The sequence below is a fragment of the Nonomuraea sp. NPDC047529 genome (genome assembly GCF_040642995.1).
Classification (GTDB): domain Bacteria; phylum Actinomycetota; class Actinomycetes; order Streptosporangiales; family Streptosporangiaceae; genus Nonomuraea.
In genome coordinates, this window is the sequence record NZ_JBEYTJ010000001.1 from 556935 (window position 1) to 571781 (window position 14847).

The window sequence follows — 14847 nt, forward strand, 5'->3', positions numbered from 1 at the left end:
CTAGCACCGCTAGCGCATCTGTCATCGTTCTGCTAGCGTCATCCTCGTTCCTAGCACCGCTAGCTTTCTGGAGACGGACATGCTCACCACCATTGCCTACGGCCTCGCCATCGTCCTCAACCTGATGGTCCTGTTGATCGGCGCTCGCTTCCTGTTCGTCCCGCGCGCCGCCGCCGCCGGCTACGGCGTCCCCGCCAAGCAGGACGGTGACAGCGCCTACCTGACCATCAAGGGCCTGCGCGACGGCGCGTACGGGCTGCTCGGCCTGGCCCTGCTGGCCTTCGCCGGCGCCCAGGCGGAGGCCTGGTACATGCTGATCGTCGCGCTGCTGCCCCTGGGCGACACCCTGATCGTGCTCCGCAACGGGGGCACCAAGGCGGTCGCGTTCGGCGTGCACTTCGCGACCGCCGTCGCCGTCCTCGTGAGCGCCGCCCTGCTCTTCGCCGTGTGACCCGGCGATCCCGGAGCTACCCCGCCGTCGCCGTCCGTACGTCCCGCTCGATCTCCCGCCGGGACGTGCGCAGCGGCGAGCACCACATGACCACCGGACCAGCCAGCATCCCGGCCGAGAACACGACAAGCGTCCCGCGCATGCCGATCCCGCCGGCCAGCGCTCCCGCGAGGACCGCGCCGACCGGCGTGGCCGCCCAGGTGAGCCAGCGGGACGTGGCCGCCAGCCGGCCCTGCATCTCCTTGGGCGTCAGGAGCTGCCGCAGACTGCGCTGGGTGCTCTGGAAGACGAGCGTGACGATGATCAGCAACGTCCACGAGACGCCCACCACGACCTACCCCGCCACCCCCGGCCCCACCAGCCCGATCGACCCGCTGCACAACGGGTACGCGAAGGCGGCCCCGAGCAGCACGCGCGGCATGCCGTACCGGTCGGTGAGCGGCCCCGCGATCGCCCCGGCCGCCGGCCCGCCGGCCATGCTCACCCCGAACACCAGGCCGGTGGCCAGGCCCGACCAGCCGAGCTCCCGCACCACGTAGTTGACCTCCAGCGCGCTCAGCCCGGCGATGCGGCGTGGCGTAACCGGTACAGGTCGCGCCCAGCGGGTGGTGTGCAGGTCGGGATGCGTTGAGGTGTGACGACATGGGGCGGCTCGTTGCCTTGAGCCGGAAAGATCGTGACCGGGCTGAACTTAAAGTTACTAACCGTGATATTCACTAACCCTAAGTGGCTGCCATGGGTAGCGGGAGCCACAATGACCACGGCGCTGGCACTCGCGCCGACCGTCGCGCAGGCGGCGCAAGGCAGCCAGACATTCGGCTACACCGGAGCTCCGCAGACATTCACAGTCCCAGAAGGAGTGTGCGAGCTGATCGTGGACGCCTTCGGCGCCGCGGGCGGCACCGCCGTCTACGGATCTCCCGGCGGGCGAGGCGGTGAGGTCAGCGGCACCGTACGGGTCAATCCGGGAGACGAGCTGACGATCGACGTCGGCGGCGCGGGCACAGGCGGGAACCTCGACACCGGCGAACCCGCGGCAGGGGGCTACGGCGGAGGCGGCCGGCCCGGCGGGTACCAGGAGGACCTCAGGCCCGGCAACGGCACCAACGGCGGTGGCGGGGGCGGCGCGACGACGATCACCCTCGGCACGCAGCCGCTCGTCATCGCCGGCGGCGGTGGCGGAGGCGCGGGCAGCTTCGCCGGTGGAACGGATGGCCAAGGCGGCGACGGCGGCCAGAACGGCACCAACGGCGCCACTCCGAACCAGCCCGGCGCCGGCGCCGGCGGCTCCTCGGGCGGCAACGGCGGCGCAGGCGGCCCCGGCGGGCAGCCCGTGGCTGACTTCGATCTTCCCGGCCTTCCCGGCGGGGACGCTCAAGGACGCACCGGCGGGAACGGCGCCGTCAACCTCGCCGACCCGCACATGGGCACGGGCGGCGGCGGCGGTGGTGGCGCGCAAGGCGGCGGCGCCGGCGGCTCCTCCTCCAGCAGCACCCTGTACGGTGGCGGCGGTGGCGGAGGGTCGAGCCTCGGTCCCGCCGGAGTCACCTACAACACCGGCGTCCGCGAGGGCAACGGCGAGGTCACCCTCTCCTACGACACCGAGTCGTGCGGCGTCCCGCCCGCGCCGGAGCCGTGTCCCAAAGAGAAACTGCGGGTGGACAAGACCGCCGACCGGACCAAGGTCTCCGTCGGCGACCAGGTGCACTATCGCATCCGCGTCACCAACACCTGCGACAGGACCTTCCTCAACGCCACCGTCACCGACGACCTGACCGACGTGCTCGACAACGGCTCACTCACGGGACCGATCCGAGCCACGACGGGAACCGTCCAGCGCTCCGGCGACACCCTGGTCTGGACCGGCGATCTGAGCCCGGGGCAGACGGCCACGATCACCTACACGGTGATCGCCGACAGGCCCGGTTTCCTGCGCAACATGGTCTCCTGGCACTGCAAATCGTCCGAAGCCCTCATGAAATGTACCGACAGCACCATCGTGAAGGTCTTCCACAAATCACCACACAAACCACGACCCTGGTAACTGACCCACGTCCCAAGGGGGTCCAGGCGTGGCCTGAGGCCCCCTTGGGGTATTCCATCGTGCACTCAGGCCATCATGTGCAGCCCCGGCGTTCGGGACGCCGTCACCGTCGGGGCGAGGAGGAACTCCGCAGAAATCAGCGATACCGACGCGTCAATCCATGTCGATGACGGTTAATGACAGTCGAGTTCCTGTCCGACGATCAAGCGGCGGACTACGGACGGTTCGCCCCGAGCAGGGCAGGAGGGAGTTCATCCCGCTGGATGGGACCGACCAGACTCCGCGCGAGGGCAGGACGGGCGGTCGCCGGTCGCCGGTCGAGCGATCAAACTCCACGCTCGCGGAGTTCATCCGCTCTGTTCCTTGATGAAGTCGTTCAACCGGTCATCATTTCAACCTTGCCCGGAAATTCGGCTGATGTCGATGTGGATTGACCCCTGTCACCTGATGACAGACGTTCCTGATGACAGATTGATGGCGAACAATCAAAAGGCCGTTTCCCGATCTCCGGGAAACGGCCTTTGAATGGAGGAAGCACTGTGGGGCTACCAGGACTTGAACCTGGGACCTCTTCCTTATCAGGGAAGCGCTCTAACCGTCTGAGCTATAGCCCCGCACACCGAACCGTATCGCATTCGCCTGATGGAGGCGAACCGGTTGTTCGGACGAGAAAAGCTTACCGTGTCCGACGGGCTGCTCGTGCCGTACCAACCATCCCGGTACGGCACGAGCCCCCGCCCGAACCTGCTATTCGGCCTCGCTGAACGTCACCTCAACGCCCCCGACCAGGTCGGACGCGATGTTGTAGATGACCGCGCCCAGCGTGGACAGAGCGGTGATCAGCACCACGTTCACGGCGCCGATCAGGGCGGTGTAGCCGAGGATCCGCACCGGCTCGAACCACGAGGCGATGTTGATCGGGATCGAGCTCTGTCCCTGCTCGCCCTTGCCGAGCTGGTTGACCAGGTCGACGAGCGAGTCGAACACTCCCAGAGCCGACAGCACGCCGTAAAGGACGGCGACTGCCACGAAGAGCACCACGAAGCAGACCAGGGACACCACGAAGCTGAACTTCATGGCCGACCACGGCTCGATGCGGCGCAGCACCAGGTGTGCCTTGCGGGGAAGCCTGGACCCCGCGTTGTTCGACGACTTCTTCTTGGGCATCTCGACGGCCGGAGGCGCCTCTGAGGTGAGCGACGGACGGAGGCGCACCGTCTCGTTGCCCTCCGCCTGCGGCTCGTCCTTGGAACGAGGCTGAGCAGCGGCGCCCGGCCTGGGCGTCTTGTCCTGCTCGCCGTCGACCGAATTGAAGATTTCCGGCTCGTTGGACTTCTTCGGCTGCTGTCCGTTACCCGACGCCGCCTGGGCTCTGGCGGTGCCACCCTGGGCGCTCATGATTTACTCTCCTCCCCCGTCTTCCTCATTCTCCACCGGAGTCTCCATCGACTCCGCGTTCCGGGCGAGGGCAACCACGCTGTCGCCTTCGGCGAGGTTCATCAATCGCACTCCCATGGTCTGGCGGCCGGACTGCTTGATCTCGCCGGCACTCGTCCGGATCACCCCGCCGGCGGACGTGATCGCGAAGACCTCGTCCTCTGGGTTGACCATGACGGCTCCGACCAGCTTGCCACGGGAACTCACGATCTTCGCAGTCAGCACGCCCCTACCGCCACGTCCTTGAACTGGATACTGCTCCACTGGCGTCCGTTTTGCGTACCCAGCCTTCGTGGCGATAAGCACGTCTTGACCGTCGGCCATGCGATTCATGGCGAGAAGTTCGTCTCCTTCGAGGAACCTCATGCCGATGACGCCGCTGGTCGCGCGGCCCATGGGCCGCAGCGCCTCGTCGGAGGCGGTGAACCTGATCGACTGCGCGCCCTTGGAGACGAGCAGCAGATCGTCGGTCTCGGAGACCAGGCGGGCGCCGATGACCTCGTCGTCCTCGCGCAGGTTGATCGCGATCAGACCGCCCGACCTGGGGGAGTCGTACTCGGACAGGCGCGTCTTCTTCACCAGGCCGCTGCGCGTGGCCAGCACCAGGTAGGGGGCGACGTCGTAGTCGCGGAGGTCGAGAACTTCCATGACTGTTTCGTCGGGCTGCATGGCCAAAAGGTTCGCGAGATGCATGCCACGGGCGTCACGCCCGGCATCAGGCAGCTCGTACGCCTTGACCCGGTACACCCGGCCCTTGTTCGTGAAGAACAGCAGCCAGTGGTGCGTGGTGGTGACGAAGAAGTGGTCGACGATGTCGTCCTGGCGCAGCTGGGCGCCGCGCACACCCTTGCCGCCCCGCTTCTGCGCCCGGTAGAGGTCGGTACGGGTGCGCTTGGCGTAGCCGCCGCGGGTGATCGTGACGACGATCTCCTCCTCGGCGATGAGGTCTTCGATCGACATGTCGCCGTCGTAGGCGATGATCTCGGTCTTGCGCTCGTCGCCGAAGCGGTTGACGACCTCGGCCAGCTCGTCGCCGATGATCTCGCGCTGGCGGGCCTCGCTGGCCAGGATCGAGTTGTACTCAGCGATCTGGGCCATCAGGGAGTCGTACTCGTCCTGGATGGACTGCCGCTCCAGGGCGGCCAGCTTGCGCAGCTGCATGTCCAGGATGGCCTGAGCCTGGACCTCGTCGATCTCCAGGAGCCCCATGAGGCCCTGCTGGGCGTGCGAGGCCGACTCCGAGGCCCGGATGAGGGCGATGACGTCGTCGAGCCGCTCAAGGGCCTTCAGCAGCCCGCGCAGGATGTGCGCGCGCTCCTCGGCCTTGCGCAGCAGGTAACGCGTCCTGCGGACGATGACCTCGACCTGGTGGGCCACGTAGTGGCGGATGAACTGGTCGAGCCGCAGCGTGCGCGGCACGCCGTCGACCAGCGCCAGCATGTTGGCGCCGAAGGTGTCCTGGAGCTGGGTGTGCTTGTACAGGTTGTTCAGCACGACCTTGGCGACCGCGTCGCGCTTGAGCACGATCACCAGACGCTGGCCGACCCGCGAGGAGCTCTCGTCGCGGACGTCGGCGATGCCCGTGAGCTTGCCCTCACGCACCAGCTCCGCGATCTTCAGCGCCAGGTTGTCCGGGTTGACCTGGTACGGCAGCTCGGTGACGACGAGCGCCTGCCGCCCCTTGTCCTCCTCGACCTCGACCACCGCGCGCATGGTGATCGAGCCGCGCCCGGTGCGGTACGCGTCCTCGATGCCCCGGCGCCCGACGATCAGCGCCCTGGTCGGGAAGTCGGGCCCCTTGACCAGCCTGATCGAGGCTTCCAGCAGCTCCTCGTCGTCGGCCTGCGGGTTCTCCAGGTACCACCGGACCGCGGCCGAGACCTCGCGCAGGTTGTGCGGCGGGATGTTGGTCGCCATGCCGACCGCGATGCCGCCCGAACCGTTGACCAGCAGCTGCGGGAACCGCGCCGGCAGGACGTCGGGCTCCTGCGACTTGCCGTCGTAGTTGGGGCGGAAGTCGACGGTGTCCTTGTCGATGTCGCGCAGCATCTCCATGGCGATGGGCGCGAGCTTGCACTCGGTGTACCGCATCGCGGCCGCCGGGTCGTTGCCCGGCGAGCCGAAGTTGCCCTGCCCGTCGACCAGGGGGTAGCGCAGCGACCACGGCTGGGCCAGGCGGACCAGCGCGTCGTAGATCGAGGTGTCGCCGTGCGGGTGGTAGGTGCCCATCACGTCACCGACGACGCGGGCGCACTTGAAGTAGCCGCGGTCGGGACGGTAGCCACCGTCGTACATCGCGTAGAGCACCCGCCGGTGCACCGGCTTGAGACCGTCGCGCACGTCAGGCAGCGCCCTGGACACGATGACGGACATCGCGTAGTCCATGTAGCTGCGCTGCATCTCCGACTGGATGTCCACCGGCTCGATGCGCTCAGCCGGGGGAGTGGTGTTCACGTCCGTCACAGGTTCAGGTCCTTCTTAAACGTCGAGGAAGCGAACGTCGCGCGCGTTGCGGATGATGAAGTCACGCCGCGCCTCGACGTCCTCGCCCATGAGCACGCTGAACAGGTCGTCGGCCTGGGCCGCGTCGTCGAGCGTGACCAGGCGCAGCAGTCGCGTCGCCGGGTTCATGGTGGTCTCCCAGAGCTGGCCGGCGTTCATCTCGCCGAGGCCCTTGAAGCGCTGGACGTTGTCACGCGGGCGCGGGTCTGCCTTGCCCTGCGCGATGCCGTCGTTGATGACCGCGTCGCGCTCGGCGTCGGAGTAGGCGTAGGAGGCGTCCTCGCCCTTCCGGTCCCACTTGATCTTGTAGAGCGGCGGGCACGACAGGTAGACGTGCCCGGCCTCGATCAGCGGCCGCATGAACCTGAACAGCAGCGTCAGCAGCAGGGTGTTGATGTGCTGGCCGTCGACGTCGGCGTCGGCCATCAGGATCACCTTGTGGTAACGCAGCTTGGCGATGTCGAACTCGTCGTGCACGCCGGTGCCCAGAGCGGTGATGAGCGCCTGGACCTCGTTGTTCTTCAGGACCTTGTCGATCCGCGCCTTCTCCACGTTGAGGATCTTGCCGCGGATGGGCAGGATCGCCTGGAAGCGCGAGTCGCGGCCGCCCTTGGCGGAGCCGCCGGCCGAGTCGCCCTCGACGATGAACAGCTCGCACTTCTCCGGGTCGTTCCACTGGCAGTCGGCCAGCTTGCCGGGAAGGCCGCTGCCGGACTCCAGCAGCGACTTGCGCCTGGTCAGGTCGCGGGCCTGGCGAGCCGCTATGCGGGCGCGGCTGGCCTGCAGCGACTTGTTGATGACGTCCTTGGCCTCGCCGGGGTTGCGCTCGAACCAGTCGCGCAGATGGTCGTTGCAGGCCTTCTGCACGAACGACTTGGCCTCGGTGTTGCCCAGCTTGGTCTTGGTCTGGCCCTCGAACTGCGGGTCGGACAGCTTGACCGAGATGATCGCCGTCAGGCCCTCGCGGACGTCCTCGCCGGAGAGGTTGTCGTCCTTGCCCTCCTTGAGGAACTTCTGCTCGCGCGCGTAGCGGTTGACGATGGTCGTCAGCGCCGCGCGGAAGCCCTCCTCGTGGGTGCCGCCCTCAGCCGTGTTGATCATGTTGGCGAACGTGTAGACCGACTCCGAGTAGGAGTTGTTCCACTGCATGGCGATGTCGACCGCGATGCCGTCGCCCTCCTCCTCGAAGGAGATGATCGACGCGTGCGCCGCCTCCTTCTTGGCGTTGAGGTGCTTGACGAAGTCGGCCAGGCCGCCCTCGTAGTGGTATTCGACCGTCAGGGGCTCGCCGTTGACGTGGTCGGGCCGCTCGTCGGTGAACGTGATCGTCAGGCCCTTGTTGAGGAAGGCCGTCTCCTGGAACCGGCGCGAGAGCGTCTCGTAGTTCCAGGTGGTGGTCTCGAAGACGTCGGGATCGGGCCAGAACGTGATCGTCGTGCCGGTCTCGTCGGTCTCCTCGCCCTGGGCCAGCGGCGCGGTGGGCTTGGAGTGCTCGTAGCGCTGCCGCCAGAAGTGGCCGTTCTGCTTGACCTCGACGTCCATGGCGGTGGACAGCGCGTTGACGACGGCCGAGCCGACGCCGTGGAGGCCGCCGGAGACCGCGTAGGACTGGCTGTCGAACTTGCCGCCCGCGTGGAGCGTGGTCAGCACGACCTCGACGGCCGAGCGCTTCTCCACGGGGTGGATGCCCGTGGGGATGCCGCGGCCGTTGTCGATCACGCGCACGCCGCCGTCGGCCAGCAGAGTGATGTCGATCCTGGAGGCGAAACCCGCCAGCGCCTCGTCCACCGCGTTGTCCACGATCTCGTAGACGAGGTGGTGCAGGCCGCGCTCACCGGTCGAGCCGATATACATACCCGGGCGTTTGCGAACCGCCTCAAGTCCTTCGAGTACGGTGATTGAGCTAGCGTCGTAGGACAACTGCGAAATCCTCCTGCCGCGGACACGCGGCGGGGGAGGCCATCAACCTGATGCTGCCCCTGCCGTGCCCGTCACCGTCGTGAGTGCCCCGATGCGCGGTCACCCGGGGGAGTCGGCTTGCTGCCGGGGTGACACGCAAGCGGACGTGTCCGGAATCCTTTTTCATTCTACCGCTTCCCGGAGCCCGTGGTGGCAATACACGCGCCTGTGATGCGCCCTAGCTCGTTTTGCCCCCCACTCAAGCATCCCCCCTTCGGAAAGGGGGCTTATCGCGTCTGCGGCTGTCTGATCGCCCCCGGCGCCTAACCATAGGTGTCGCCGGGCCCCCTGCTTCCGGTCACCCGCAATCCCCCTGTGGGCCGGGGCGCGTTCTGCGGCCCCCTGACCTTGACCTTTGTCACCGATCCGTCACCCAGCTCTTCGTTCAGCCTGCGGATGAGGGTGCGCGCGAGCAGTCTGACCTGCGTCGCCCATGCCGTGGAATCGGCCGCGATGAGCACCTCGCCCTCGTCGAACGACTCCGGCCGGGTGTGGGCGGCCAGGTCGGGGCCGACGATCTCCTTCCACCGGCCGAACACCGCGCCGACGGCCGCCGACCGCTCCCAGCCCCGGTCGGCCAGCAGGTCGGCGATGGCCCGGCCGAAGAGCTGCGGATCGCCGGCCTCCCGGCGCGGGCCGGCCTTCCGCCTGGGCTCGCGGCGCGGGAGCTGCCCGCGCTTGGCCGCGTCGGCCTTGGCCTGCGCCAGCTTCTCCCTCGCCATGGCGGCCCCCCTGGCCGCCGCGTTGTGCTGCTCATCGGACACGGGCCACGCTCCCCTCAGCGACGTCGAAACGGGCTCCCGCCAGCTCCTTCGGCACGTCGTCGGGCACGGCGGCGGTGATCAGCACCTGTTCGGCCGGCGCGACGATCTCAGCCAGCCTGCGCCTGCGGTGGCTGTCCAGCTCGGCGAACACGTCGTCGAGGATCAGCACCGGGTCGCCGCCGTCGGCCCGCAACAGGTCGTAGGCGGCCAGGCGCAGCGCCAGCGCGAACGACCACGACTCGCCGTGGCTGGCGTAGCCGCGGGCGGGCAGGTCGCCGAGGCCCAGGATCAGGTCGTCGCGGTGTGGGCCGACGAGTGTGACCCCCCGTTCCAGCTCGGCCTGGCGGACCTCCAACAGCCGGTCGCGGAGCTGCTGTTCAAGGGTTTTCCCCAAGTCTGTGGATAACGTCTGCGCATCGGGAGATCCCCGCTCACCGGCGACTTCGTCCTCCGCGCCGTCCCCACCTGTGGACAACGTGCTGCGGTAGGCCAGCGTCGCGGGGGCGCTCGTGGGGGCCAGCGCGGAGTAGGCCCCGGCGACCAGCGGGCGCAGCGCCTCGATCAGTTCGAGCCGCGCCTGCAACAGCTCCGCGCCGTGCCGGGCGAGGTGGGCGTCCCACACCTCCAGAGTGCTCAGCACGTCGCCGGCGCCCGCGGCGGCGAACGCGGTGTCGCTCTCGGCCCGCCGGGCGCTCCTGCTGCCTCTGCGGGCCTGCGCGGCCGTGCGCAGCAGGGCGCCGCGCTGCTTCAGCACCCGGTCGTAGTCGGCCCGGACCCCGGCGAACCTGGGGGCCCTGGCCACCAGCAGGTCGTCGAGGAAACGGCGGCGCTCGGAAGGGTCGCCCTTGGACAGCGCCAGGTCCTCCGGCGCGAACAGCACCGTGCGCAGCAGGCCGATGACGTCGCGCGGCCTGGACACGGGGGAGCGGTTGAGCCGCGCCCGGTTGGCCTTGCCCGGGTTGATCTCCAGCTCGATCAGCGCCCGCCGATCGTCCCTGTGGACGGCGCACCGCACGATGGCCCGCGCGGCACCCTGACGCACCAGCGGCGCGTCGTTGGCCACCCGGTGGCTGGAGTGCGTCGCGACATAGCCGAGGGCCTCGACCAGGTTGGTCTTGCCCTGGCCGTTGGGCCCCACGAGAGCCGTGACGCCCGGTTCCAGACCGAGCTCCACGGACGCGTAGGACCTGAAGTCGGTCAGCGAGAGGTGGGCGACATGCACCCCACGAAGGTTAGTGCGCCGCGGGGGCCGCCCGCGTCACCGGCGTGCCGTCCTGTGGAAAACCCCGGGCTTCCCCTGGCCGCCTGTGGACTACTCGGCTTCGCGCGGCGGGGTCACGTCGGCGCCGGGCGAGTCGGCGCCCTTGCCGGTGCTGCCCTCGGTCGAGGTGATCGCGTGGCCGCCGAACTGGTTGCGCAGCGCGGCGACGACCTTCATCGCGGGGGAGTCGTCCTGGCGCGAGGCGAACCGCGCGTAGAGGGCGGCGGTGATCACCGGCAGCGGCACGGCGTGGTCGACGGCCGCCTGGACCGTCCACCGGCCCTCGCCGGAGTCCTGTGCGTAACCGCGGAGCTCGTCGAGGTGCTCGTCGTCGTCGAGCGCCCGGACCATCAGGTCGAGCAGCCACGAACGGATGACGGTGCCGGTGCGCCAGCTGCTGAAGGAGCCCCTGACGTCCTTGACGACGTCGGACGCCTCCAGAAGCTCCCAGCCCTCGGCGAAGGCCTGCATCATGCCGTACTCGATGCCGTTGTGGACCATCTTCGCGAAGTGGCCGGCACCGACGTCACCGGCGTGGACGAAGCCGTCCTCGCCCTCGGGCTTGAGCGTCTCGAAGATCGGCATGAGCCGGTCGACGTCGGCCTGCTCGCCGCCGCACATGAGGGCGTAGCCGTTCTGCAGCCCCCACACGCCGCCGCTCACGCCGCAGTCGACGAAGCCGATGCCCTTCTCGCGCAGCTCGGCGGCGTGCTTCTGGTCGTCCACATAGTGTGAATTGCCGCCGTCGACGACGATGTCGCCCTCGTCGAGCAGCTCGCCGAGCTCATCGACCGTCTGCTGGGTGGGCCTGCCCGCGGGAACCATGACCCAGACCGCGCGCGGCGCGGACAGCCGTTCGACCAGCTCCTTCAGGCTGGCCACGTCGCTGATGCCAGGGTCGCGGTCGTAACCGACCACCTCATGGCCGCCGCGGCGCAGCCGCTCGGCCATGTTGCCGCCCATCTTGCCCAGTCCCACCATGCCGATCTGCATGACGCTCCTCTACCCCCTTGTCAGGCTTCCATCATCCCCGATGACGGGATCAGCCCGACAGGCGGATGGGCATGATCAGATAACGGTAGTCCGTACCTGCGCCTTCGTCCACAGGCTTGCCCCCGGTGAGGATGGCGGGCTTGGTCGAGGTCGTCATCTGCAGGCGTGCGATGTCGGAGTCTATGGCCCCCAGCCCCTCAAGCAGGAACTGGTGGTTGAAGGCGATGTTCATCTCCTCGCCCTCGTAGTCCACAGGCAGTGCCTCGACGGCCTGCGCCTCGTCGCCGCTGCCGGCCTCCAGCACGACCTCGCCGCTCCTGAACGCCAGGCGGACGGGGGTGTTGCGCTCGGCGACCAGGGCCACGCGCTTGACCGCCTCGACGAACGGGCCTGTGGACAGGTCGGCGCGCGCGGAGAACTCCGTCGGCAGCAGCGAGCGGTACTTGGGGAACTCGGGGTCGAGCAGCCGGGTCGTCGTGCGCCGGCCCGCGCTGGAGAAGCCGATCATGCCCTCGCCGGTGCCGCCGGCCGAGCTGAGCGCGATCTCCACCTCGGCGCCGGTGGTGCCGAGTGCCTTGGCGGTGTCGGCGAGCGTCTTGCCCGGGATCATCGCGATGGCGGCGAAGTCGGGCTGGCCCGGCTGCCACTTGAGCTCGCGCACGGCCAGCCGATAGCGGTCGGTGGCGGCCAGGGTGACGGTGTCGCCCTCGATCTCCATGCGCACGCCCGTGAGCATCGGCAGCGTGTCGTCCCTGCCCGCCGCGACGGCGACCTGGCCGACGGCCGAGGCGAACACGTCACTGCCCACCCGTCCGGCGGCCGGCGGCATGGCCGGGAGCGACGGGTAGTCCTCCACAGGCATGGTCAGCAGTGTGAAGCGCGCGCTGCCACACGTGACGACGGCCTTGGCGCCTTCCACCACGAAGTCCACAGGCTGTGCGGGAAGCGCGCGGGTGATCTCGGCGAGCAGCTTGCCCGAGACCAGGACGACGCCCGCCTCACCGGTCTGGAGTTCGAGCGTGACCTCGGCGGAGACCTCGTAGTCGAACCCCGACAGCTTGAGCTGCTGTCCCTCCGTCACCTCCAGCCGCATGCCGGCGAGTACGGGCACCGACGGGCGCGCCGGGAGGCTGCGTGCCGTCCATGCCACCGCCTCAGCGAGGACGTCTCGCTCGATTCGGAACATCACGGTGATCAGCCTCCTGGGTTCGTCGTTGATTCAAGTGTTCACTCTCCCGCACCTCGGTTCGGGGAGAACCCCTCTATGGGTCTTTGATTTTCTTAGTAAGAGAGATAAGAGGTCATCACACTAGGGGCTGTGGGAACTGTGGACAACTGAAGTCCTTGCAGGTCAGCACCCGTATTTTCATCCACCGAGGGTGTGGGTGACGCCTGGGGGAAACTTCGCCGCCTGGGGATGAAGATTCGTTGCCCACAGGCCGTCCCCAGATCATGGTGTGTTCATCCACCGGTTATCCACGAGGTTTCCACAGGTTGTCCACGGGGTAAGCGGGTGCCTTCTGGAGTCCCAGATCGACTGTTCACAGGCCGTCCACACGTTATCCACGAGTCATCCCCAGGTTCTCCTCAGGATGTCCCCAGATTCGTCCCCAGCCCTTGTGGGCGGATTTTTCCCGGCATTGGTGGTCGTACCGACGGGCCGATTTTGCGTTTCCGCTGGTCCACAGTGTTTTCCACAGGCTGTGTACGACCATCAAGATCCACGCTTGCTCTGTTTGATACGCATTGTCAGCTCGTTGACCTGGTTGTACATCGACCTGCGCTCGGCGATGAGCGACCGGATCTTGCGCTCGGCGTGCATCACGGTGGTGTGGTCGCGGCCGCCGAACTGCTGCCCGATCTTCGGCAGCGACAGCTCGGTCAGCTCGCGCGCCAGGTACATGGCGATCTGCCGGGCGTTGACGAGCGCGCGGCTGCGCGAGGTGCCGCACAGGTCTTCGATGCTGATGCCGAAGTAGTTGGCGGTCTCGGTCATGATGGCCGCGATCGTGATCTCGGTGTCGGACTCCGAGGTGATCAGGTCCTTCAGCACGACCTCGGCGAGCTGCAGATCCACACCCTGCCTGTTGAGGCTGGCGAACGCGGTCACCCTGATCAGGGCGCCCTCCAGCTCGCGGATGTTGGTGGAGATCCGGCTCGCGATGTACTCCAGCACCTCGGGCGGCGCGGCCAGGCCCTCCTGGATGGCCTTCTTCCGCAGGATCGCGATGCGGGTCTCCAGCTCGGGCGGCTGGACGTCGGTGATCAGGCCCCACTCGAACCGGTTGCGCAGCCGGTCCTCCAGCGTGATGAGCTGCTTGGGCGCCCGATCGCTGGAGATGACGATCTGCTTGTTGGCGTTGTGCAGGGTGTTGAAGGTGTGGAAGAACTCCTCCTGCGTCTGCTCCTTGCCCTCCAGGAACTGGATGTCGTCCACAAGCAGGATGTCGATCGCCCGGTAGCGGCCGCGGAAGCCGTCGGCCTTGTGGTCGCGGATGCTGTTGATGAAGTCGTTGGTGAACTCCTCCGAGCTCACGTATCTCACCCGGGCGCCGTCGTACAGGCTCTGCGCGTAATGCCCGATCGCGTGCAGCAGGTGCGTCTTCCCCAGGCCGGAGTCGCCGTAAATGAAGAGCGGGTTGTACGCCTTCGCGGGGGATTCGGCCACCGCCACGGCCGCGGCGTGCGCGAACCGGTTGCTGGCACCGATGACGAATGTCTCAAATGTGTACTTCTGGTTGAGTCTGGCCGGTTCGCTGGGCTTGTTGCTCTTCGCTTCCCAGCGATTCGGCGCCGGCTCCGGCGCTTTCTCCACAGGCGGTGTGTACGGCTGCACCTGTTCAAAAGAGAACGAAGGCTGTGGATATTCGGTGGACGCCGGTGGCTGCTCAGGCTGTGGAGAATAGAACTGCGGGGGCTCGGATGCCTGGTAGTGCTGGGGTTGCACCGGCTGTGTGTAACGCGGCTGGCTATCCACACTCTGGGGATAGGGCATATTCACAGGCTGTTGATGGGCTTCTGGCAAAGGCTGCTCAGGGGCCGTGGTGTCGATCATCACGGCCAGCCGCATCGTCATCCCGAGTTCCTGCGACAGCGCGTGGGCCACCAGCGGGCGCAACTTGCCCTCGATGAGGTCCTTGAGGAAGTCGTTGGGGACGCCGAGCACGATCGTGTCGTCCGCGAGGGCGATCGGACGGACCATCGACAGCCAGGTGCGCTGCTGGATGGGCACGTTCTCGTTGAGGAAGTTGCCCAGGGCCCTCGCCCATACCGTGCCGAGGTCGACACCACTCATGGTGCGGCTCCCCTCCTTCCTCTCGCGGCCCCCCGCGATCGTTTATCCACATGTCCGTGGCCGCCCCGAGCGGTCGGCGACCCCTTCGTCCACAGCGTGGCGGCAGGGCTTCGTACCCAGGTCCTCCACAGGAGATCCACA

Annotated in this window: 12 protein-coding genes and 1 tRNA gene; 2 read left to right on the forward strand and 11 right to left on the reverse strand. The window is 67.8% G+C overall.

Annotated features, from left to right (window positions below):
* Positions 1 to 79 precede the first annotated feature (79 nt).
* On the forward strand, positions 80 to 451 hold the full coding sequence (locus ABZ815_RS02925) for a DUF4267 domain-containing protein (protein WP_357693287.1): 372 nt from the start codon (positions 80 to 82) through the stop codon (positions 449 to 451).
* A 16-nt stretch (positions 452 to 467) separates the two neighbouring features.
* On the opposite strand, the gene ABZ815_RS02930 is transcribed toward ABZ815_RS02925, so the two are convergent.
* On the reverse strand, positions 468 to 782 hold the full coding sequence (locus tag ABZ815_RS02930) for a hypothetical protein (RefSeq protein WP_357693289.1): 315 nt from the start codon (positions 780 to 782) through the stop codon (positions 468 to 470).
* A 3-nt stretch (positions 783 to 785) separates the two neighbouring features.
* Entirely contained in the window at positions 786 to 986 is a 201-nt protein-coding gene (locus ABZ815_RS02935) for a hypothetical protein (protein ID WP_357693291.1), read from the reverse strand.
* Between the two features lie 219 nt (positions 987 to 1205).
* On the opposite strand from ABZ815_RS02935, the gene ABZ815_RS02940 reads away from it, so the two are divergent.
* Positions 1206 to 2495 carry a DUF11 domain-containing protein gene (locus ABZ815_RS02940; RefSeq protein ID WP_357693293.1) on the forward strand — a complete coding sequence of 430 codons (1290 nt, stop codon included), beginning with the start codon at positions 1206 to 1208 and terminating at the stop codon, positions 2493 to 2495.
* A 540-nt stretch (positions 2496 to 3035) separates the two neighbouring features.
* On the opposite strand, the gene ABZ815_RS02945 is transcribed toward ABZ815_RS02940, so the two are convergent.
* From ABZ815_RS02945 to dnaA, 9 genes are all read right to left on the reverse strand, one after another.
* Positions 3036 to 3109: transfer RNA gene (locus tag ABZ815_RS02945), tRNA-Ile, on the reverse strand.
* A gap of 133 nt (positions 3110 to 3242) precedes the next feature.
* Entirely contained in the window at positions 3243 to 3893 is a 651-nt protein-coding gene (locus ABZ815_RS02950; protein WP_357693295.1) for a DUF3566 domain-containing protein, read from the reverse strand.
* 3 nt (positions 3894 to 3896) lie between these two features.
* Entirely contained in the window at positions 3897 to 6395 is a 2499-nt protein-coding gene (gene gyrA / locus ABZ815_RS02955) for a DNA gyrase subunit A (protein WP_357693297.1), read from the reverse strand.
* 15 nt (positions 6396 to 6410) lie between these two features.
* A complete protein-coding gene (gene gyrB / locus ABZ815_RS02960; RefSeq protein WP_357693299.1) occupies positions 6411 to 8354 on the reverse strand; it encodes a DNA topoisomerase (ATP-hydrolyzing) subunit B in 1944 nt (647 codons plus the stop codon).
* A gap of 302 nt (positions 8355 to 8656) precedes the next feature.
* The gene (locus tag ABZ815_RS02965; RefSeq protein ID WP_352324557.1) at positions 8657 to 9157 is read right to left on the reverse strand and encodes a DciA family protein; all 501 of its coding nucleotides are present in this window, start codon (positions 9155 to 9157) and stop codon (positions 8657 to 8659) included.
* Positions 9147 to 10379, reverse strand: a complete 1233-nt coding sequence (gene recF, locus ABZ815_RS02970; RefSeq protein ID WP_357693301.1) for a DNA replication/repair protein RecF — start codon at positions 10377 to 10379, stop codon at positions 9147 to 9149. Before recF ends, ABZ815_RS02965 begins: the two co-directional genes overlap by 11 nt.
* Positions 10380 to 10469: 90 nt before the next feature.
* On the reverse strand, positions 10470 to 11411 hold the full coding sequence (gnd, locus tag ABZ815_RS02975; protein ID WP_357693303.1) for a phosphogluconate dehydrogenase (NAD(+)-dependent, decarboxylating): 942 nt from the start codon (positions 11409 to 11411) through the stop codon (positions 10470 to 10472).
* A gap of 49 nt (positions 11412 to 11460) precedes the next feature.
* Positions 11461 to 12600: a DNA polymerase III subunit beta gene (gene dnaN / locus ABZ815_RS02980; RefSeq protein WP_357693304.1), complete on the reverse strand. Its 1140-nt coding sequence runs from the start codon at positions 12598 to 12600 to the stop codon at positions 11461 to 11463.
* 525 nt (positions 12601 to 13125) lie between these two features.
* Positions 13126 to 14706: a chromosomal replication initiator protein DnaA gene (dnaA, locus tag ABZ815_RS02985; protein ID WP_357693306.1), complete on the reverse strand. Its 1581-nt coding sequence runs from the start codon at positions 14704 to 14706 to the stop codon at positions 13126 to 13128.
* Positions 14707 to 14847: the final 141 nt, after the last annotated feature.